Below are 18,776 nucleotides of genomic sequence, written 5' to 3'. Positions count from 1 at the left end.
ATCGCGATCGCGGGTCTGTCCGTGACGGTGTGGGCCCACCACATGTACGTCACCGGCGGTGTGCTGCTGCCGTTCTTCTCCTTCATGACCTTCCTGATCGCTGTCCCGACCGGTGTGAAGTTCTTCAACTGGATCGGCACCATGTGGCGCGGCAGCCTGTCGTTCGAGACGCCCATGCTGTGGGCGACGGGGTTCCTGATCACATTCGTGTTCGGCGGGCTCACGGGTGTGCTGCTGGCCTCGCCTCCGATCGACTTCCACGTCTCCGACTCGTACTTCGTGGTGGCCCACTTCCACTACGTCATCTTCGGGACGGTCGTGTTCGCGATGTTCTCCGGGTTCCACTTCTGGTGGCCGAAGTTCACCGGCAAGATGCTGGACGAGCGCCTCGGCAAGATCACCTTCTGGACGCTGTTCATCGGCTTCCACGGCACGTTCCTGGTCCAGCACTGGCTCGGCGCGGAGGGCATGCAGCGGCGGATCCCCGACTACCTGGCGGTGGAGGGCCTGACCACGCTCAACACGGTGTCGAGCATCTCCTCGTTCCTGCTCGGCATGTCGATGCTGCCGTTCTTCTACAACGTGTGGAAGACGGCGAAGTACGGCGAGCAGGTCACGGCCGACGACCCCTGGGGCTACGGCCGTTCCCTGGAGTGGGCCACCTCCTGCCCGCCGCCCCGCCACAACTTCGTCGCCCTCCCCCGGATCCGCAGCGAGTCCCCGGCGTTCGACCTGCACCATACGGACGTCGCCGCGGCGGAGCGGGAGCTGACGCCCCGATGACCGCGATGGAGGGTCTCCCCGTGGACCTGCGGGCGTTCCACCACCAGGTCGAAGGTCATCTGCTCGCCGCCGCCGCTCGCGAGGAGGCCCGCACGGCCGCCGCGCGCTTCGCCTCCGGGCTCGACTGGCTGCCGGAGGCTCAACGGCAGGAGGTGGAGCGGCTGTTCGCCGCGGAGCACCTCGCCCTCACCCGGGCCTCCTGGCAGCGGACGGCACACCGCGGGGAGGAACTGCGCGGTGAGTACGAGGCGGTGTACCGCGGTCTCCGCGCGCGCCTGCTGGCCGCTCTGCTGCTGGGAGTCACGCTGGTGGTGGCGGTGAACCTCGTGGTGCTGGGGTCGGGCTAGCCCGTTCAGTCCCTCCGAGCGGGTCGCAGTACCTCGATCAGGCTGGCGTAGCTGTCCTGTCCGTGACCCGCCGCGCCGGCCTTCTCCATGGCCGTCTTCAGCAGCTCGGGCAGCGCGTTGTCGATGCCCCGGGCCGCCGCCGCGTGGATGAGGTGGTCGATGGCCGCGATCTGTACGTCGACGGTGGCGTCGTCGCCCGGGTAGCGGCCCGCGTCCACCTGGGCGGCGTACCTGGTGAGGAAGCCCGTCACGGCGGTCAGCCAGCGGATCGCCACGGGGGTGAAGTCGGCGGCAGGCGTCCCCTCGGCGCCGACCAGCGCCGTGCCGTGCAGCCAGCCGGTCATGGTGGACCACATCAGGCCGAGCAGCGCGGCGTCGTAGAGGGAGGCGAGGCCGGGGTCGGTGCCGAGGTGGAGGGGGTCGCCGAGTGCCGCCAGCACGGGACGGTGGGTTTCGAAGACCTGCCGGGAGCCGCTGTACAGGAACATCATCGCGGGGTCGCCGACGCCGGGCGGGGTCGTCATGATGGCGCCGTCGAGGTAGTCGGCCCCGCGGGACCGGGCCCACTCGACGGCCTCGTGGGCCTGCTCGGGAGAGCCGGAGGTGAGGTTGACCAGGGTTCCGCCGGCGAGGTCGACGGCGGCCGGGTCCAGGACCGTGTACAGCGCCTCGTAGTCCAGCAGACAGGCGATGGTCAGCGAGGAGGCGGCGACCGCCTCCTGGGGCGTGGCGGCCAGTCGGGCGCCTCGCCCGACGAGAGGCCGGGCCTTGTCCGGGGTCCGGTTCCAGACGGTGGTCGGGTGGCCCCGGTCCAGCAGCGCGGCGGCCAGGGCCGAGCCCATCGAGCCCAGTCCGAGCACGGTGACGGCCTGCTGTTCTGCGTTCATGCCCAACTCCTCGTGAAGCGTGTGTAGGTGCTGCGTGATCACGTACGGCAACGCTCGCAGGGCGCGAGGACCAGGAACAGTGACAGTGGTGACGGCGTCCACCAAATTCCTGCCATACGCTTCGGGGCATGGGCGCTGGTTCCGTCGCCGTGGTGGTGACCGAGGAGATCGGGGTCCCGTCGTGGGATCTGTACGAACTGAGCATCCCCTGCACCGTGTTCGGCAAGCCGCAGCCGGATCTGGCCGATCCCTGGTACGACCTGCGGCTCTGCGGGACGGGAGCGGGGGCGCGGGAGGATGCGGAGGGCCACGGGCTGACCCTGCGGACCCGCTACGGACTCGACGACCTGGCGGACGCCGACACGGTCATCGTGCCCTCGGTGCCCGACCCCTGTGTCGACGAGGGCAGGCCGCTTCCGGAGGGCTTGGTCGCGGCCCTGCGGCGCGCCCATGACGCGGGCGCCCGCATGGTCTCGCTCTGCACCGGCGCGTTCGCGCTCGCCGAGGCGGGGCTGCTCGACGGCCGCCGCGCGACCGCGCACTGGATGCACACCGGCCGGCTGGCCGAGCGGTACCCGAAGGTGCGGGTCGACGAGTCGGTGCTGTACGTGGACGACGGTGATGTCCTCACCAGCGCCGGGCTCACCGCCGGCCTCGACCTGTGCCTGCATCTGGTGCGGCGCGATCTGGGCGCGCACGTCGCCAACCAGCTGGCGCGCCGCATGGTGGTGCCCGCCCACCGGCCGGGCGGGCAGGCTCAGTTCATCGAGCTGTCGGTGCCGCCCAGCGACGACGTGGGGCTGGCTCCCGTGCTGGAGTGGGCGCGGGCGAACCTCGACCGGCCGCTGACGGTCGCCGATCTGGCGCGGCGGGGCTCGATGAGTCCGCGTACGTTCTACCGGCGTCTCCAGGCGGCCACCGGGACGACTCCGCTCCAGTGGCTCCTCGACCAGCGGCTCGGGCGTGCGCGGTCACTGCTGGAGTCGACGGACCTGCCGGTCGAGAAGGTCGGGGAGCTCAGTGGCCTGGGCACGGCCAACAACCTCCGGCACCACTTCCTCAAGCACGTCGGGGTGTCGCCGGGCGACTACCGGCGGGCCTTCCCCCGGGCCCTTCCCGAGTCACGCACCTCGGCCTGAGGGACTCCATCCCGGCGGCCGCAGGATCCCCAGCAACTGCCGGACCAGTTCCCCGACCACCTCGTCCAGGGTCGCGTCCACCCACCCCGCGCTCCAGTCGTGCAGCAGGCCGTTGACGCTGCCGATGAAGCCCGTCGCCGCGAGGCGGTAGTCGCGGGGTGCGGCCTCCCCGCGCGCGGCGGCCGCGTCGGCCTCGGCGCAGATGAGGCCGACCCAGCCGGCCCGGCGGGCGAGCCGCTGTTCCTCCAGGCGCGGGCTGACGCCGATGATCTCGACGAAGGTGATGCGGATCCGGCGCGGATCGGCCGCGAGGTTCCCGGCGTAGGCGCGGAAGATCGCGGTGGCGCGTTCGACCAGCGGCAGTTCGGCGGATGCGGCCGCGGCCTCCAGGACCGCAGTCTCGGCCCAGCCGTTGACCTGGAGATGCAGCGCGGCGAGTACGTCCTCGAGGGTGCGGAACTCCTCGTAGAACTGGCGGGTGGACAGTCCGGCCGCGTCGCTGAGCGCCGCGACCGTGGTGGAGCGGAAGCCGGGGCTGTCGCCGAACATCTGGAGCGCGGCGTCGAGGAACCGTCGGCGCCGCTCGGCCTGCCGCTCCTCGGCCGTCTTGCCGCCGTAGCGGCCGGTGGGCGGTCTGAGTCTCCCCGGCACCGGCTCTCCCTTCGGCGTTCGAACACCGGTCCTTGTCCGAACGCCGATTGTGTCGTGTTCCCGGTCCCGGAGAGAAGGCCGCCCTTCCCTGCCGCGTGGCTAGCCGGCCTCCTTCGCCGCCCAAGCCGTCAGCTCGGAGCGGGCCGCCTTCAGCAGGTCCGCCGAGGGTGCCGTCGCCCCGTTGGTCACCAGCGCGTAGTGCAGGACGCCCGAGTCCGGCGCGGCGAGCAGCAGGCGGCGGCTTCCCGTGCCGCCGGGCTCCTGCGCCACGCCGACCGGGGTCGTCGAGGTGTACGCCGGCGGGGCGTGGACCGTGCCCAGGTCGGAGACGACCGTGGTGGACGAGGTCGGGAAGCTCGCCGGCAGATGCAGTTCGGTGGGTGCCGTGCCGCCGTCCGAGCGCCACAGCAGCAGTCCGTACTGCCCCGATCCCACGAGCCGTTGCACGTTCGGCAGCGAGCTCGGCACCGGGTTCCAGGTCAGCGTGGTCGAGCCGTCCCGGGAGCGGTCCTCGTAGGTGAAGCCGACGGTTCTGCCGGCCGTGGCGCTCGGGTAGAGACGGTCCAGGAGCCGGGCGTCCTGGCGCAGCACGGGCTTGCCCGATTCGTCGAGGCGTACGGCGGACAGGTCCTCGTCGTTCCAGGCGTCACCGGTGGTGAGCACCTTGTCGGGGTTGCCGTTCATCAGCTCGCGGTGCCGGCCGTTGTAGATGTCCCACTGCCACTGCGAGCCGGAGAGCACGGGCCCCGAGGCGGCCGGGTCGGACCACCAGTCGGCGCCCTTCAGCCGTGAGTCGAGGGCCTGGTACATGGCCTTGAGGACGGTCGGTGCCTTGTCGGAGACGTTGCCGGCCAGCGGGTGCCCGAACTCGCTGACGATGGCGGCGGTCCGCGCGGAGGCGGCCCGGTCGCGGACGGTACGGAAGTCGCCCGCGTACTGGCCGTCGGCCGCCTTGCCCCACATGAAGACGCCGGAGATGGCCTTCTGGTCGTAGAAGTGGGTGTTGAACACATAGCGCGGTCCGAGCGTGCCGGCGTCCAGCAGGCCGCCCTCCTGCTTCTGGAAGTCGAGGTTGGCGTTCCAGAAGAGGTTCGGCTCCACGAAGGCGGGCTTGTCCCGCCAGCCGGCCGTGTCCATGCGGGCCCGGAACTTCTCGTAGAACGGCCACAGCACGTCCTTCTCCCAGGCGCGGCTGGTCTGCCCGGAGTCGTAGACGCCCGCGTGCGGCTCGTTGTAGGGATCGAAGCCGACGACGCCCTTGAACGGGTCGGCGCCCAGGTGCTGCCTGAGGTACGTCATGGTCTTCTCGGCGGTGGCGAGGAAGGCGTCCTGCACGCCGTGCGCGTTGTGCCAGAAGTCGTACGTGGCACGTGTCACCGCCTGGTTCTGAGTGATGTTCTGCCCCCAGAAGAGGCAGATCCCGCAGGACTCGTCGGGGTAGTTCCCGGCGTCCACCGCCCACTTGGGCGCGCCGTCGCCGGTGTACCAGCTGTCGGTGTCGAACAGGTGCCGGGAGTAGAGGTCCTGGTGGAAGTCGGGGTAGACGCGGATGCCGGCGTCGAGGAAGGCCCGCATCTGCTCGGTGGCGGCGGCGAGGTAGGCGGTGTCCACCTGGCCGCGCTCGGGCTCGGCGTAGGCCCAGGAGAGCAGGAAGCGGACGGTGTTGCCGCCGCCGAGGGCGCGCAGGGCGGTCGCCGACTTCTTCGCGTCGGCGACCGAGGCGAAGGGCAGGCCGCCGTTCTCCGCCAGCTTGGTCTCGCCGGAGACGTTGTAGCCGCGGAGCACGATCTCGCGGCCGGAGGCGTCGGTGAAGCGGCCGTCCCGCACGGTGACGGCCGGGTCGTCGAACCAGAGGGAGCCGGAAGGGGGCGCGGCGGTGGCGGGCGGGACGCCCGCCACCGTCAGGGAGCCGAAGAGGACAGCCAGGACAACCAGGAGACGTGCCCGAATAGTTGGCATGTCCACTACAGTCCGGCGATATCAGGACACCGTCAACACCCCTGACTCTGGAGTAAGTTCCCGCTCGGCCGGCTCGCACACGTCATCCGGCCATTCTTCGTGTCACATTCAACAAGTACTCCTTCCTGTTCAGCGGGTTGTGGTCGGTGCGCGGGCGCCGCGGAACCGTGCCGTGTATGACGGGCGCGTAGTGGTCGAAGACGCTCTCCAGCTCGCCCTCGCCGCGGGTGAGCCCGGGCAGCCGCTGCTCCAGTTCGTGCACCCGCGCCGCGGGCATCGTGCCCGCCAGGACGCAGCCGGCGCCCCGGGTCCCGGTCGTCTGCGGTACGGCGCCGAGCGCGGCCAGTACCGGCAGCAGCGCTCCGAGGGTGTCCGCCGGGGCCTCGATGCGGAAGCGGTGCATCGGCTCGTGGACCCGGGTACCGGCCCGCCGCAGCGCTTCGACGAGCACCAGCGGGGTCAGACCGCGGAAGTCGGCGCCGGTGCTCGACATGCTCTTGTCGAAGCCCTGGTGGGCGTGGCTCTGGCGGGGCGAGTAGCCGCTGTGGGTCATGGTGACCACGCAGTCGGGGATCCGCCAGCCGTGCGGGCCCTGGTCGAGGGTCTCGCGCACGGTGTCCTCGACGGCCTTGAAGAAGGCGTACGGCATGGAGCCGAGCTCCACCTCCAGCCGGAAGCCGACGCCCGAGCCGACCGGCGCGGGGTCGACGCGCAGGCCGACGGTCGCGAGGAACGGGTTGGCGTCCTTCTTGTTGAACTCCACGGCCTGCCCCGTGCCGACGAGCCGTTCGACGCACAGGGGCGTGGTCTCGCGGAAGGTGACCCCGAGCCCGTACTCCTCGGCGAGGGTGGCCTGGATGACCTCCTTCTGCACCTCGCCGTACAGGGACACGGAGGTCTCCTGCCGCCGTTCGTCGTGGCGCAGGCCGATCAGCGGGTCCTGTTCGGCGAGCTGGGTGAGCGCCAGGTGCAGTGCGCCGCCGTTCACGTCCGGGCCCGGGACGACGACGGTCTCCAGGGTGGGCGGGGCGAAGAAGTGCTCGTACGCCTTGCGGGGTTCGCCGATCGCGTCGCCGATCCTGATGTCGCCGAGGCCCCAGAGCCGGGCGATCTGTCCGGCCACGACGGCGTCGCCCCGGGTGTCCGTGCCCTGGCCGAAGACGCTGATCGCGGTGATCCGGCCTTCGGCGCCGTCCGTTCCGAACGGGATCCGGTCGCGGATGCGCAGGGTGCCGGAGAACAGCCGGGCGTAGGCGGCCTTCTCCCCCGCCGGGCCCCGCTCGACCTTGAACACGGTCCCGGAGACCGGCCCGTCGGCGTCCCCGTCGGCCGGGGGCAGCAGTTCCTCGATGCCCGCCAGGAGGGCGTCCACACCGGCGCCCGTGGCTGCGGAGCCGAAGAAGACGGGGTGGACCAGGGCCTCCCGGGTCCGGGCGACGAGGGAGGCACGCAGCAGGGCGTCCGTGACGGTGTTGTCGACATACGCGGACAGCAGGGTGTCGTCATGGCCGGTGAGGACGTCGAGCGCGGCCGGGACGGGGCCGGGTGTGAAGCGAGCCCGGCGGGTGCCGAGGCCGGTGGCGGTTCCCATCGGCACGATCGCGGGTGTCAGCCGGGCCGAGATAGCCCGCAGCACCTCCTCGTACCGGGCGCCGCGCCGGTCGATCTTGTTGACGAAGAGCAGGGTCGGGATGCGCAGCCGCTGGAGCGTCCGCATCAGCACCCGTGTCTGCGCCTGCACCCCTTCGACGGCGGAGACGACGAGCACGACGCCGTCCAGCACGCCGAGCACACGCTCCACCTCGGCGATGAAGTCCGGGTGGCCGGGGGTGTCGATCAGGTTGACCGTCACACCGTCCAGGGGGAACGAGACGACCGCGGACTTGATGGTGATGCCGCGCCGCCGCTCCAGCGCGAGGGTGTCGGTGCGGGTGTTCCCATCGTCGACGCTGCCGATCTCGTCGATCACCCCGGCCGAATGGAGCAACCGCTCGGTCAGGCTGGTCTTACCGGCGTCGACATGGGCGAGGATTCCAAGATTGAGCACGTGCACGAAGCGTCATGTCCTTCGGAGAGAGGTCCGTTCCTGGCTGGGGGGACATGAACGCAGTGCGCATCTGCTGCTCCTCGGGACTCGGTGACATCGCTGTCCCGTGCAGTGCAGCAGACCGGCCCGAGGGACCACAACGGAATTAACCCCGCCGGGGTACCCGGTGCGGTGCGTGGAAGGAGCGGATCGTGCGTGACATCCTCCCGGCGCTGGGCCGCTGGTACGCGGCCGGGCTTCCGTTCGGCCTCGCGACGGTCGTCGAGGTCAGCCGCAGCGCGCCGCGCGACCCGGGTGCGGCGATGGCGGTGGGCCCGGGCGGGGAGGTCGTGGGGAGTGTGTCCGGGGGCTGTGTCGAAGGTGCGGTGTTCGAGCTGGCGCGGGACGTCGTGGCGAGCGGCGAGGCGCGTCTCGAGACCTTCGGCTACAGCGACGAGGACGCCTTCGCCGTCGGACTGACCTGCGGCGGCGAGATCACGCTGCTGGTGCGTCCCGTGACGCCAGAGCGGGATCCCGCTTTCGGTGCGGTCGTTGCCGCGGTCGCCGCGGGTGAGCCGGTCTCCCTCGCCACGGTGACCGACGGTCCGGCGCCGCGCGGTGCGACGCTCGCCGTCCGGCCGGACCAGGTCTCGGGCACGCTCGGCGCGAGCGGCCTGGACGTGGCCGTCACCGCCGACGCCCGGGGCGAGCTCGCCCTGGGCGCCACCGGGCTACGGCACTACGGGCCGCGGGGACAGCGCCGTGAGGACTCCGTCAGCGTGTTCCTGGAGTCCTTCGCGCCGCCGCCGCGGATGCTGGTCTTCGGCGCCATCGACTACGCCGCGGCCGTGGCCCGCATCGGGGACTTCCTCGGCTACCGGGTCACCGTCTGCGACGCCCGGCCCGTCTTCGCCACGCCCCGACGATTCCCCGAGGGCGTCGAGGTGGTCGCCCAGTGGCCGCACCGCTATCTGCGCGACACGGACACCGACGCCCGCACCGTGATCTGCGTCCTCACCCACGACCCCAAGTTCGACGTGCCGCTGCTCGAGGAGGCACTGCGCCGGCCGGCCGCCTACATCGGCGCGATGGGCAGCCGCCGCACCCACGCCGACCGGGCGGCGCGCCTGGCCGAGGCCGGCCTCACGGAACACGAGCTGTCCCGGCTGCGCTCACCCGTCGGCCTCGATCTCGGGGCCCGCACCCCCGAGGAGGTGGCGGTGTCCGTCGCCGCCGAGATCGTCGCACTGCGCTGGGGCGGCAGCGGCGCCCCGCTCACCAGCACGGAGGGAGCGGTGCACCCGCACCGCTTCTCCTGATCACCCGCGCCCCTCCCGGTCAGGTCGCCCGCCGGCCGGGTTCGTACGATCGTGTCGGCGTCAGCACACTCAGCGAAGGGAACCCCATGATCTTCATCACCGCCAAGTTCCGAGTACGTCCCGAGCACGCCGACCGCTGGCCCGAGATCGCCGCCGACTTCACCCGGGCGACGCGCGCCGAGCCCGGCTGTCTGTGGTTCGACTGGTCGCGCAGCGTGGACGAGCCGACGGAGTACGTCCTGGTCGAGGCCTTCCGCGACGACGAGGCCGGGGCCGCGCATGTGCAGTCCGCGCACTTCAAGGCGGCGCAGCAGACGCTGCCGCCCCATCTGGCCGAGACGCCGCGCATCGTGAACGCGACGATTCCGCAGGACGACTGGGCGCTCCTCGGGGAGATGGCGGTCGCAGGACAGGAGTAGCGCGGCGGGCGGGCCGTCAGGCGAACCGCCCGCGCGCCACAGCCTCTTCGAGCGTCGCGGGGTCCAGCCCGGCAACGTCACCGAGCTCCTTGGTACGGGCCAGGTAGGCGCGCTGGGCCTCCAGCGACTCCGAAGTCGTGGTGGCCGCCAGCCATTCGGCGCCCTCGAACCGCAGCCCTTCCCGCAGCGGAAGGGAACCTCCCTCCCGGACGGCCCGTTTCACGGCCCCGACCGCCGCTTTCGGCCGTCGGCCCAGCCGGCCCGCGTGTTCGACGGCCTCCTGGAGCAGCGCGTCTGGTGGAACGACTCGGTCCACGAGGCCCATCTCCCGGGCGTCGGCCGGGCTGATGGGCGTGCCCTCCAGAGAGATCTGCAGTGCCCGGCGTCCGCCGAGCAGGCGTGCCAGCCGCTGGGTGCCGCCGGAACCGGGCGGGAACCCCAGGAGGATCTCCGGCTGGGAGATACCGAAGGGCCCGTCGGCCATGAAGCGGTAGTCGCAGGCCAGGGCCAGCTCGCAGCCCCCGCCACCGGTGTCCCCGTTCAGGGCCGCGACCCAGACGGCCGACGAGGTCTCGATGGCGTGGAGGACGTCCTTCATCTGCTCCCAGGCCATGAGCCCCACCAGCGGCGAGCGGGCAAGCAGTGCGCTGCCGCCGGGCGCCCTGAGCACCGCGCCGGTGAGCCGGAGCCCGGCACGGATGACCGAGGCGCTCACCTTGGGAGACCGTTTGGCGCCTCCGTGGATCAGCCGTACGTCGAAGTGGGCGAGGAACCGCGATGCGTGGGTGCCCGTGAGCACCACGGCGCCCACCGTCGGATCCGCGTCCGCACGGTGTGCCAGCGCCCCCAGTTCCAGGACCATCTCGCGGGTCATCAGCGCGGCGGGTGGGCTGTCGAGCCGTGCCACGAGGACGTTGCCGTGCTGTTCGACGAGGACGGTGCCGTGCGTCATCCTGCCTCCCGGGCATGTCGGAGTCACCGGGTCGAGGAGCGGAGCACCCGATGGCTGAGATCAACGTAGGCGCGCCGCAGAACGGCATCGTTGACCGATCGCGCCACAGACTTGACCGATCGCGCCAGGCCCCGATCATGGAGGCCATGGCTTGGGTGCGCTCAGCGGCACTGCGTGGGGTCCGGCGGAGCGTCGAGGAGCTCGGCGGGGACGCCGACGCCCTGGCGCGGTCGGCCGGAGCCCCAGGGGGCGTGCTCGACGACGATGAGCTGCTGGTGCAGGACACCACCGTGGCCGTCCTCCTCGAAACCGCCGCTCGCCGGCTCGGCTGCCCCGACCTCGGGCTGCGGGTCGCTCTCGAGCAGGACCTCAGCATGCTCGGCCCCCTGGCCGTCGCCGTGCAGAACTCCGCGACCGTCGCCGAAGCCCTGGAATGCGCGTCGCGATATCTGTTCGTCCACGACCGCAACCTGCGCGTGGCCCTGGGCCCCGACCCGCACGGCGATCGCACGGCGGTCGCCGTGCGCTACGGCTACCCACCTGGCTCCCGGGTTCCCCCGCAGAGCGTCGAGATGGGTCTGCTCTTCCTCCACCGCGTCCTGATCTCCTTGCTCGACGGGCCCTACGGCCTGCGGACCGTCGAACTGCCGCATCATGCCGTGGCCCCGCGCGCCCGCTACGAGGAACTGTTCGGCTCCCAGGTGAACTTCGCCCGGCCGCAAGCCCTCCTCCGTGTCGCGAGTGATCTGCCCGGACGCCCCGTCCAGGGCGGCGACCGGCTGACCCGCCGGGTGGCGCTCGCCTACCTCGAGGCGCAGCCCTCCGTCGCGGGCAGCGCGATGACGAGACGTGTCAGAACACTTCTGCGGCAGTCACTGGGCACCGGCCCCGGCACCCTGGCCTTCGCCGCACGCACACTCGGCATGTCGCCGAGGAGCCTGCAGCGTCACCTGTCCGCGGCGGGGACCACCTTCGCGGCAGTCCTCGACGACGTCCGGCGCGAACGGGCCGCGGAGCTGCTCATCGAGTCCGATCTGCCGCTGACCCAGGTCGCCCGCAACATCGGGCTCAGCGAGGCAGCGGTCCTGAGCCGCTACGCACAGCGCTGGTGGGGCACGACCGCGCGTACCGTCCGCGACCACGGACTGCCCGGCGGGCAGGCCGCCCCGGCCTGAGCCGTACATCGCACCGGGCCCCCTCTTGTCCCGGACGGCACGGCACCCGTACGCTCCCCCTCCATACCGACTAGCCGGTATGACACTCGAAGGAGCCGCCGGAGATGAGCACGATCAACCGCCAGGTGCGCCTGGCCGCACGCCCCGTGGGAGAGCCGCGGCCCACCGACTGGGAGCACGTCGAGGAGCCGGCCGGGCAGCCGGGCGACGGCGAGTTCCTGGTGCAGGTGCTCTGCCTGTCGATCGACCCCGCGATGCGCGGCTGGATGAACGCCGGCCGGTCCTACATCCGCCCGGTGGAGATCGGCGAGGTGATGCGCGCCGGCGCGGTGGGAAGGGTGATCGCCTCCCGGCACTCCGGATTCGCGGTCGGCGACCATGTGTCGGGCTCGTTCGGCGTGCAGGAGTACTGCGTGTCGGACGGACGCGACGTGACCAAGGTCGACCCGGCGGCGGCCCCCTTGCCGACGTATCTCGGCACGCTCGGCATGTCGGGCCTGACCGCCTACTTCGGCCTGATCGAGGCCGGGCGTCCCGAGCCCGGGCAGACCGTGGTGGTCTCCGGAGCGGCCGGGGCCGTCGGCAGCGTCGTCGGGCAGATAGCCAAGATCCTGGGCTGCCGGGTCATCGGCATCGCCGGCGGTGAGGCCAAGTGCCGGATGGTGGTGGACGAGTTCGGGTTCGACGCCGCGATCGACTACCAGAACGAGGACGTCCGCAAGGCGCTGCGCGAGCACGCCCCCGACGGCGTCGACGTGTACTTCGACAACGTCGGCGGAGACGTTCTGGACGCCGTGCTGCTGCGGCTGGCGCGCGGTGCCCGCGTCGTCGTCTGCGGCGCGATCTCCCAGTACAACAGCACCAAGCCGCAGGGCCCCGCCAACTACCTGTCGCTGCTGGTGAACCGCGCCTCGATGACGGGCATCGTGGTGTTCGACTACGCCGACCGGTACGCCGAGGGCATCGCGCAGATGGCCACGTGGCGGGCGGAGGGCCGGCTGAAGTCCCTGGAGGACGTGGTGTCCGGCTCGGTCGCGGAGTTCCCCGAAACCCTGATGCGGCTGTTCCGCGGTGACAACCGCGGCAAGCTGGTGCTGAAGATCGCCGACTGACGGGGCCGGAGGGAGGAGGGGAAGGGGAGAGAGATCCGATGAAGGCACTGACCTACCACGGCCGTCACGACATCCGCTACGGGGATGTCCCCGAGCCGGCCGTCACCAGCCCCGCCGACGCGGTGGTGCGAGTGACCGCGGCCGGCATCTGCGGCAGCGACCTGCACATCTACGGCGGCAACGGGTTCAGCCCGGAACTGGGCTACACACCGGGACACGAGTGCGTCGGCGTGGTGGCCGACACCGGCGGCCAGGTCACCCGGTTCAAGCCGGGCGACCGGGTCCTGGTGCCCGCCTCGGCCGGCTGTACGCACTGCCGGTCGTGCGCGGCCGGGTTCACCGCCCGGTGCGAGCGCGCCAAGTCGAGCACGGAGCTCTGCTACGGAGTGAGCCCACAGCTCCAGGGCAGCCAGGCCCAGGTCCTGGCCGTGCCCTACGCCGACGTCAATCTGGTGCATCTGCCCGAGGACATCTCCGACGAGGCCGCCGTCGTCCTCACGGACAACGCCCCCACCGCCTGGTACGGCTGCCGCCGGGCCCGAGTCCAGCCGGGCGAGACCGTCCTGGTCATCGGCCTCGGCCCGGTCGGCCTCATGGCCGCCCAGTCCGCCTTCGCGATGGGCGCGGCGCGGGTGCTGGGCGCGGACCTGGTCGCGGAGCGCCGCGCCTTCGCCGCCGGCCTGGGCGTCGAGCCGGTCGAGGGCGACGACGCGCGGTCGGCCATCCGGGACATGACCGCCGGCCGCGGGCCGGACGCCGTGGTGGAGGCCGTGGGCTCCGACGCCACCATCCAGCTCGCCCTCAAGGCCGTCCGGCAGGCCGGCCGGGTCAGCGTCATCGGGGTCAGCCAGAACAAGGCGTTCCCGTTCCACATGTACCTGGCGCAGGTCAAGGAACTGGAGTTCGCCATCGGGCTGTGCTCGGTGCACTACGAACTCCCGCCCCTGATCGAGCTCACCCGGGCCGGCCGGATCCAGCCCGAGGCCGTGGTCTCGCACCGCTTCGCCCTCTCCGAAGGCCCCGCGGCGTACGAACTGTTCGCAGGCCGCTCCGACGGCGTCCGCAAGATCCTCCTCGACCCGGCTCACTGACAGTCCCGGACATTCGGCTGCCCGGCGTTCGGCAGGGCTCCTAGGGTGAACCCCTCGGACACTGGAGGTCGCCATGTCACAGCTCGACGAAGCCGCCGGGCAGCCCCGTCCGCGGCTGATCCCGCTCCCCGAGGAACAGTGGGACGCCCGGACCCGGGACCTGCTGGCCTTCGCGCCCCACGACCCCGGGAACCGGGTGCCGAACATCTTCACCACCCTCGTGCGCCATCCCGATCTCTACGAGCGGTTTCTGCCGTTCGGCGGCCAGTTGCTCCGCGAGGGCCGACTGCCGGAAGAGCTGCGCGAGTTACTGATCCTGCGCACCGCGTGCAACACCGGCGCACGGTACGAGTGGGGACGGCACCTTCCCCTGGCCAGGGCCGCGGGCGTCACGGACGCGGACATCGACCGCGTCACCGAGGGCCCGGAAGCACCAGGGTGGACCGACCTCAAGAGGCACCTGATCCGGGCGGCGGACGAGCTCAACCGCGAGGCGACCATGTCCGACGCCACCTGGGAGGCCCTGGCCGAGCACTTCGGCGACGCCGAACTGATCGAGATCGCCATGCTGGTCGGGCAGTACCACATGCTGGCCTTCTTCCTGAACGCCACCGGTGTGGAACTGGACCCCGGTTTCGACATTCCCCGGTCGTGAGGGTTCAGCTCTGATTCACGGCTGCGGGACGTCGTCCGCCGGGCGGCGTCCCCAGGCCGAGATCATCGGGGAGGTGGCGAGGTCGAGACGGCCGGCCGCGACCGTGGCGAGGTGCCGTTCGATCTCCTCGTCCGTGGCGAGGCCCGCGGCGACGAGTTTGTCGCGTACCTGCTGGACGGTGGCCGTCTCGAGGACGTCGCACGCGGGCGAGGTGACCGGGAAGTACGCGTCGGCCTCGACGTCGGCGAGGCCGGCCTCGCGCAGCAGGCGCGGCAGCCTGCGTCCGTAGGAGAGGTCGGCACCACGCTGCCGCAGCAGCCGGCGGAAGCCGGTGCGGAGCCGGTTGGCCAGCTCCTGTTCGGGGCCGTGCTCGTCGGGGCAGATCAGCGGTTGCAGAGCAGGGTCTGCGTCCTCGACCAGGAGCCACCCGCCGGGGCGCAGGGCCTGGACCATCGTGCGCAGCGCTGCATCGCGCTCGGCCACATGGACCAGGACGAGACGGGCGTGGACCAGGTCGAAGGGCCCGGCCGGGGGTGCGTCGCGGCCCACGTCGTGGCGGAGCACTTCCACTCCCCCGGTGGCGGCGGTCGCCGCCCAGGAGACATCGATGTCGGTGGCGAGCACGCGCCCGCGCGGCCCGACCCGTTCACGCAGCCACGCGGCGACGCTCGGCCCGCCGGCCCCGACCTCCCAGCACCGCCATCCCTCGTCGATCCCGACCGTCTCGAAGTGCCGGAACGTCGAGGCGTCGAAGAGGGCCGCCAGCGCGTCGAAGCGGGTACCGGCCTCGGCCTGCCGGTTGTCCAGGAGATATCCCTTGTCCTGCCCCATGCGCCGATCATGTCACGGCGGCTCCCACCCCGGTCAGGCCCGCGGCGGCAGGCGGTGCAGTTCCACCTCGGTGAGCCGGCCGCCGGCGGCCGTGGCGGTCATGTAGGTGCAGTGGGGCTGACGGCGGCGGTCCGTCGGGGACCCCGGGTTGAGCAGGCGCAGGCCGGTGGGGGCCGTGGTGTCCCAGGGGATGTGGCTGTGCCCGAAGACCAGCACGTCGAGGTCGGGGAAGCGGGCGGCGCAGCGCTTCTCCCGGCCCTGGGCGGGGCCCGTCTCGTGGATCGCCCCGAAGCGCAGCCCGCCCAGTTCCGCGTACGCCACCTCGGGCAGCCGGGCGCGCAGGTCCGGTCCGTCGTTGTTGCCGTACACGGCGACGAGCCTGCGGCAGCGGCTCTCCAGCAGGTCGAGGGTGGCCGTGTCGACCCAGTCCCCGGCATGGAAGACGACATCGGCGTGCGGGAGTTCGGCCAGCAGCGTCGCGGGCAGTTCCCTGGCCCGCTTCGGCAGGTGGGTATCGGACATGAGGAGCAGACGCACGCCCCCAGCCTAGAGGCGGCGGCCCGCTCCGCCCCGGAACCGGCTTGACCGCGAACAGACAGACGGCGCAGCTCAGTTGTCGTGAACGACGGAGATGATCACGGCCAGGTCTCGAAAGATGAGGCAGCATCGTCTACCGGGTTAGCATCGGGCAACACGCAGTAAGACAGGACGTCTACGGCAAGCGACCCGAAGGGGCCCGGAAACCCGATGCCGGTCAAGGTCAGCGTCATCATCCCCGTCTACAACCCGGGGATCTACATCGAGGACTGCATCACCTCGCTGCAGAGGCAGTCCCTGCCTCCCGAAGAGTTCGAGGTGATCTTCGTCGACGACGGCTCCACCGACGCCACCCCGGCCCGGCTCGACGCGCTCGCCGCCGAGGACCCCCGGATGAAGGTCATCCACCAGGAGAACTCCGGCTGGTCGGGCAAGCCCCGCAACGTGGGCATCGCCGCCTCCACGGGTGAGTTCGTCATGTTCGTCGACAACGACGACTACCTGGGCGACGAGGCCCTGGAGCGGATGTACGACTACGGCGTGGCCAACGGCGCCGATGTCGTCGTGGGCAAGATGGCCGGCAAGGGCCGCGGCGTGCCGGTGGAGCTGTTCCGCCGCAACCACCCGCGTGCCACCGTCGAGAACGCCCCGCTCATCGACAGCCTCACCCCGCACAAGATGATCCGCCGTGCCTTCCTCGACCGCATCGGCCTGCGCTTCCCCGAGGGCAGACGGCGGCTGGAGGACCACGTCTTCATCGCCGAGGCGTACCTGCGGGCGGAGAACGTCTCCGTGCTCAGTGACTACGTCTGCTACTACCACCTCCGGCGCGACGACAGCTCCAACGCCGGCTTCGAACGCTTCGACCCGGTCGGGTACTTCAAGAACCTCCGCGAGGCCCTCGACGTCGTCGAGCGGTACACCGAGCCAGGCCCGGTGCGTGACAAGCTCTTCCGCCGCTGGCTGCGCGTGGAGATGGTCGAGCGGCTGCGGGCCCGGCGCCTCCTGAACCTGCCGGACGACTACCGCAGGGAGCTGTTCGGGGAGATCCACGAGGTCGTCGTCGAGCGGTTCGGTCCCGGTGTCGCGGCAGGGCTGCAGCCGACGCAGCAGGTCGTCGCCGCGCTGACCGCGGCCGACCGGTACGCCGACGTCGTGTCCTTCGCGGAATGGGAGGCCGGCATCGCGCCCAAGGCGGCACCCGCGCACGTGGAGTGGCGGGACGGCTCCCTCAGCGTCGGCTTCACGGCCGAGTACACGTCCGGCGGCGAGCCGATGACCTTCCCCGCCGACGCCGAGGCGGCCCCGCTGAACGACACGCCCAAGGACGTGACCGAGGGCGTGGAGTGGGTGGCCTCGGAGACCGCCGCGCGCTTCGGGCAGGCCACGGCCGATCTGCTGCTGCGGGAGCGCTCGAGCGCCGCGCAGTACTTCCAGCCGGTGAAGTTCACGCGTGAGACCGTGCCCGTCGGGGACGGCGAGCAGGTCCGGCTGGTGCTGCGGGCGACCGCCACCGTCGACCCTGCCACCCTTCCGGGTGACGGCGTCTGGGACGCGGTCGTGCGGGTCAAGCTGGGCGGCTGGACCAAGGAGTGCCGGCTGGGCCCGGCCCCGCGGGCGACCCGGCCCACTCCGGACGTGGGACTCGTCGGCGACCGCCCGGTTCTGCCGTACTGGACGGAGCCGCACGGCAACCTCTCCCTGGAACTCGGCGCGCGGGGCAAGCGGCTCGGTCTGGGCAGCGTGCAGCCGATGGACGTCACCGTCTCCGGGGACCGTTTCCGTGCCCCGCTTCCGCTGCATGTCGGCGGCGACCGGGAGGTGCCGCTGCGGTTCGTCTCCTCCAGCCGGATCCTCGACGCGTCCGGCACGCTCTCCCCCGCTCCGGACGGGCGCGGGGCGGTGCTGGAGGCGGAGATGCCGGCCAAGGACCTCTCGCGTGACACCTGGCGGGTGGCTCTGTGCCCCGCGCCGGGCGCCGAGCGGCCCCGCTTCACCGGGCTGCCCTTCGCGCTGCGCGCCGCCGACGGTCAGGTGCTGGTGGTGCCGGCGCCCGGGCCCGGGGTCGCGCTGCGGCTGGCGCGACGGGCGCGGCGGGTGGTCGGTACCGCGCGTCGGAAGGTGGTTTCCCGTATCAGGATCGGAGGGCAGTGACGGCATGCGACCACTGGGAATAGAGGGCGCCTGGATTCTGGAGCCCAAGATCTTTCCGGACGACCGCGGCAGCTTCCACGAGTGGTACCGCGGCGAGGAGTTCCGCGAGGCCACCGGCCATGATCTGGCCCTGGCCCAGGCCAACTGCTCGGTCTCCCGGCGGGGCGTGCTGCGTGGTGTGCACTTCGCCGATGTGCCGCCCAGTCAGGCCAAGTACGTCACGTGTGTGCGCGGTGCGGTCCTGGACGTGGTGATCGACATCCGGGTGGGCTCCCCCACCTTCGGCCAGTGGGAGGCCGCCCGGCTCGACGACGACACCCGTCACGCGGTGTTCCTCGCCGAGGGGCTGGGCCACGCGTTCATGGCCCTCACCGACGACGCCACGGTGGTCTATCTCTGCTCCACGGGCTACGCCCCGGAGCGCGAACACGGCATCCATCCCCTGGACCCGGCCCTCGGCATCGCCTGGCCCGAGGGCATCACCCCTCTCCTCTCCCCCAAGGACGAACAGGCTCCGAGCCTGGCCGAGGCGGAACGCCAGGGGCTGCTCCCGTCGTACGAGGCGTGCCGGGCCTACTACGAGGAGCTGCGGGGCGGGCGGCTCGACGGCTGACCCGCGTACGACGACGCCGGCCGCCGCCCCCCGGGGCGGCGGGCCGCGGGGGGGGGGAGGCGGGAGAGGGGTTTTAAAAAAACGGTTTTTAAGAGGGGCCGGCGGTGTAAAGGGGCCAAACCACCC

18 protein-coding genes are annotated in these 18,776 nt (G+C 71.7%); 11 read left to right on the top strand and 7 right to left on the bottom strand.

The window, feature by feature from the left end; genetic code table 11:
- On the top strand, positions 1-783 hold a 783-nt coding region (locus ACIBK5_RS43455; RefSeq protein WP_399029036.1), incomplete at its 5' end, for a cbb3-type cytochrome c oxidase subunit I.
- Entirely contained in the window at positions 780-1,130 is a 351-nt protein-coding gene (locus ACIBK5_RS43450; RefSeq protein WP_399029034.1) for a hypothetical protein, read from the top strand. The genes ACIBK5_RS43455 and ACIBK5_RS43450, both read left to right, overlap by 4 nt.
- Before the next feature lie 5 nt (positions 1,131-1,135).
- Here ACIBK5_RS43450 and ACIBK5_RS43445 read toward each other — a convergent pair whose 3' ends face one another.
- The gene (locus tag ACIBK5_RS43445; protein WP_399029032.1) at positions 1,136-2,017 is read right to left on the bottom strand and encodes an NAD(P)-dependent oxidoreductase; all 882 of its coding nucleotides are present in this window, start codon (positions 2,015-2,017) and stop codon (positions 1,136-1,138) included.
- 128 nt (positions 2,018-2,145) lie between these two features.
- On the opposite strand from ACIBK5_RS43445, the gene ACIBK5_RS43440 reads away from it, so the two are divergent.
- Positions 2,146-3,156, top strand: a complete 1,011-nt coding sequence (locus tag ACIBK5_RS43440; protein WP_399029030.1) for a GlxA family transcriptional regulator — start codon at positions 2,146-2,148, stop codon at positions 3,154-3,156.
- On the opposite strand, the gene ACIBK5_RS43435 is transcribed toward ACIBK5_RS43440, so the two are convergent.
- The 3 genes from ACIBK5_RS43435 to ACIBK5_RS43425 all read right to left on the bottom strand — a co-directional run bounded on the left by ACIBK5_RS43435 (position 3,139) and on the right by ACIBK5_RS43425 (position 7,819).
- Positions 3,139-3,807: a TetR/AcrR family transcriptional regulator gene (locus tag ACIBK5_RS43435; protein WP_399029028.1), complete on the bottom strand. Its 669-nt coding sequence runs from the start codon at positions 3,805-3,807 to the stop codon at positions 3,139-3,141. The two genes, ACIBK5_RS43440 and ACIBK5_RS43435, sit on opposite strands and share 18 nt — an antisense overlap.
- A gap of 99 nt (positions 3,808-3,906) precedes the next feature.
- The gene (locus ACIBK5_RS43430) at positions 3,907-5,766 is read right to left on the bottom strand and encodes a cellulase family glycosylhydrolase (RefSeq protein ID WP_399029026.1); all 1,860 of its coding nucleotides are present in this window, start codon (positions 5,764-5,766) and stop codon (positions 3,907-3,909) included.
- Between the two features lie 82 nt (positions 5,767-5,848).
- Positions 5,849-7,819, bottom strand: coding sequence for a GTP-binding protein (locus ACIBK5_RS43425; protein ID WP_399029024.1), 1,971 nt, complete (start codon positions 7,817-7,819; stop codon positions 5,849-5,851).
- 185 nt (positions 7,820-8,004) lie between these two features.
- On the opposite strand from ACIBK5_RS43425, the gene ACIBK5_RS43420 reads away from it, so the two are divergent.
- The gene (locus ACIBK5_RS43420) at positions 8,005-9,111 is read left to right on the top strand and encodes an XdhC family protein (RefSeq protein ID WP_399029022.1); all 1,107 of its coding nucleotides are present in this window, start codon (positions 8,005-8,007) and stop codon (positions 9,109-9,111) included.
- Positions 9,112-9,197: 86 nt separating this feature from the next.
- Positions 9,198-9,530, top strand: coding sequence for a putative quinol monooxygenase (locus ACIBK5_RS43415; protein ID WP_399029020.1), 333 nt, complete (start codon positions 9,198-9,200; stop codon positions 9,528-9,530).
- A 16-nt stretch (positions 9,531-9,546) separates the two neighbouring features.
- Here the strand turns inward: ACIBK5_RS43415 and ACIBK5_RS43410 are convergent, their stop codons facing one another.
- A complete protein-coding gene (locus tag ACIBK5_RS43410) occupies positions 9,547-10,482 on the bottom strand; it encodes an enoyl-CoA hydratase/isomerase family protein (RefSeq protein ID WP_399029018.1) in 936 nt (311 codons plus the stop codon).
- Between the two features lie 146 nt (positions 10,483-10,628).
- Here ACIBK5_RS43410 and ACIBK5_RS43405 point away from each other — a divergent pair, with 146 nt between their 5' ends.
- The 4 genes from ACIBK5_RS43405 (at position 10,629) to ACIBK5_RS43390 (ending at position 14,515) form a co-directional block, all read left to right on the top strand.
- Positions 10,629-11,657, top strand: a complete 1,029-nt coding sequence (locus tag ACIBK5_RS43405; RefSeq protein WP_399029016.1) for an AraC family transcriptional regulator — start codon at positions 10,629-10,631, stop codon at positions 11,655-11,657.
- A 104-nt stretch (positions 11,658-11,761) separates the two neighbouring features.
- Positions 11,762-12,769: an NADP-dependent oxidoreductase gene (locus ACIBK5_RS43400; protein ID WP_399029014.1), complete on the top strand. Its 1,008-nt coding sequence runs from the start codon at positions 11,762-11,764 to the stop codon at positions 12,767-12,769.
- A 38-nt stretch (positions 12,770-12,807) separates the two neighbouring features.
- Positions 12,808-13,860 carry an alcohol dehydrogenase catalytic domain-containing protein gene (locus tag ACIBK5_RS43395; protein WP_399029011.1) on the top strand — a complete coding sequence of 351 codons (1,053 nt, stop codon included), beginning with the start codon at positions 12,808-12,810 and terminating at the stop codon, positions 13,858-13,860.
- 73 nt (positions 13,861-13,933) lie between these two features.
- Positions 13,934-14,515 (top strand): carboxymuconolactone decarboxylase family protein, encoded by a 582-nt coding sequence (locus ACIBK5_RS43390; RefSeq protein WP_399029008.1) that lies wholly within the window; start codon positions 13,934-13,936, stop codon positions 14,513-14,515.
- A 15-nt stretch (positions 14,516-14,530) separates the two neighbouring features.
- On the opposite strand, the gene ACIBK5_RS43385 is transcribed toward ACIBK5_RS43390, so the two are convergent.
- Together ACIBK5_RS43385 and ACIBK5_RS43380 are read right to left on the bottom strand one after the other, a co-directional pair.
- Positions 14,531-15,346: a methyltransferase domain-containing protein gene (locus ACIBK5_RS43385; RefSeq protein WP_399029006.1), complete on the bottom strand. Its 816-nt coding sequence runs from the start codon at positions 15,344-15,346 to the stop codon at positions 14,531-14,533.
- A 33-nt stretch (positions 15,347-15,379) separates the two neighbouring features.
- Entirely contained in the window at positions 15,380-15,883 is a 504-nt protein-coding gene (locus ACIBK5_RS43380; protein WP_399029004.1) for a metallophosphoesterase family protein, read from the bottom strand.
- A 210-nt stretch (positions 15,884-16,093) separates the two neighbouring features.
- Here ACIBK5_RS43380 and ACIBK5_RS43375 point away from each other — a divergent pair, with 210 nt between their 5' ends.
- Together ACIBK5_RS43375 and rfbC are read left to right on the top strand one after the other, a co-directional pair.
- Positions 16,094-18,037, top strand: a complete 1,944-nt coding sequence (locus tag ACIBK5_RS43375) for a glycosyltransferase family 2 protein (protein WP_399029003.1) — start codon at positions 16,094-16,096, stop codon at positions 18,035-18,037.
- 4 nt (positions 18,038-18,041) lie between these two features.
- On the top strand, positions 18,042-18,650 hold the full coding sequence (gene rfbC, locus ACIBK5_RS43370) for a dTDP-4-dehydrorhamnose 3,5-epimerase (RefSeq protein ID WP_399029001.1): 609 nt from the start codon (positions 18,042-18,044) through the stop codon (positions 18,648-18,650).
- Positions 18,651-18,776 lie beyond the last annotated feature (126 nt).

Source organism: Streptomyces sp. NPDC050546 (assembly GCF_044457425.1).
Classification (GTDB): Bacteria; Actinomycetota; Actinomycetes; order Streptomycetales; family Streptomycetaceae; genus Streptomyces.
The sequence above is the reverse complement of the archived record's forward strand: the minus strand, read 5'-3'. Positions and strand labels throughout refer to the sequence as shown.

Bases quoted from the DNA above. Each gene is read 5' to 3' on its own strand.
- ACIBK5_RS43395 (WP_399029011.1), top strand. From the start codon at position 12,808: ATGAAGGCACTGACCTACCACGGCCGTCACGACATCCGCTACGGGGAT.
- rfbC (WP_399029001.1), top strand. From the start codon at position 18,042: ATGCGACCACTGGGAATAGAGGGCGCCTGGATTCTGGAGCCCAAGATC.
- ACIBK5_RS43385 (WP_399029006.1), bottom strand. From the start codon at position 15,346: ATGGGGCAGGACAAGGGATATCTCCTGGACAACCGGCAGGCCGAGGCC.
- ACIBK5_RS43405 (WP_399029016.1), top strand. From the start codon at position 10,629: ATGGCTTGGGTGCGCTCAGCGGCACTGCGTGGGGTCCGGCGGAGCGTC.
- ACIBK5_RS43430 (WP_399029026.1), bottom strand. From the start codon at position 5,766: ATGCCAACTATTCGGGCACGTCTCCTGGTTGTCCTGGCTGTCCTCTTC.
- ACIBK5_RS43375 (WP_399029003.1), top strand. From the start codon at position 16,094: ATGCCGGTCAAGGTCAGCGTCATCATCCCCGTCTACAACCCGGGGATC.
- ACIBK5_RS43415 (WP_399029020.1), top strand. From the start codon at position 9,198: ATGATCTTCATCACCGCCAAGTTCCGAGTACGTCCCGAGCACGCCGAC.
- ACIBK5_RS43390 (WP_399029008.1), top strand. From the start codon at position 13,934: ATGTCACAGCTCGACGAAGCCGCCGGGCAGCCCCGTCCGCGGCTGATC.
- ACIBK5_RS43445 (WP_399029032.1), bottom strand. From the start codon at position 2,017: ATGAACGCAGAACAGCAGGCCGTCACCGTGCTCGGACTGGGCTCGATG.
- ACIBK5_RS43450 (WP_399029034.1), top strand. From the start codon at position 780: ATGACCGCGATGGAGGGTCTCCCCGTGGACCTGCGGGCGTTCCACCAC.
- ACIBK5_RS43410 (WP_399029018.1), bottom strand. From the start codon at position 10,482: ATGACGCACGGCACCGTCCTCGTCGAACAGCACGGCAACGTCCTCGTG.
- ACIBK5_RS43440 (WP_399029030.1), top strand. From the start codon at position 2,146: ATGGGCGCTGGTTCCGTCGCCGTGGTGGTGACCGAGGAGATCGGGGTC.
- ACIBK5_RS43400 (WP_399029014.1), top strand. From the start codon at position 11,762: ATGAGCACGATCAACCGCCAGGTGCGCCTGGCCGCACGCCCCGTGGGA.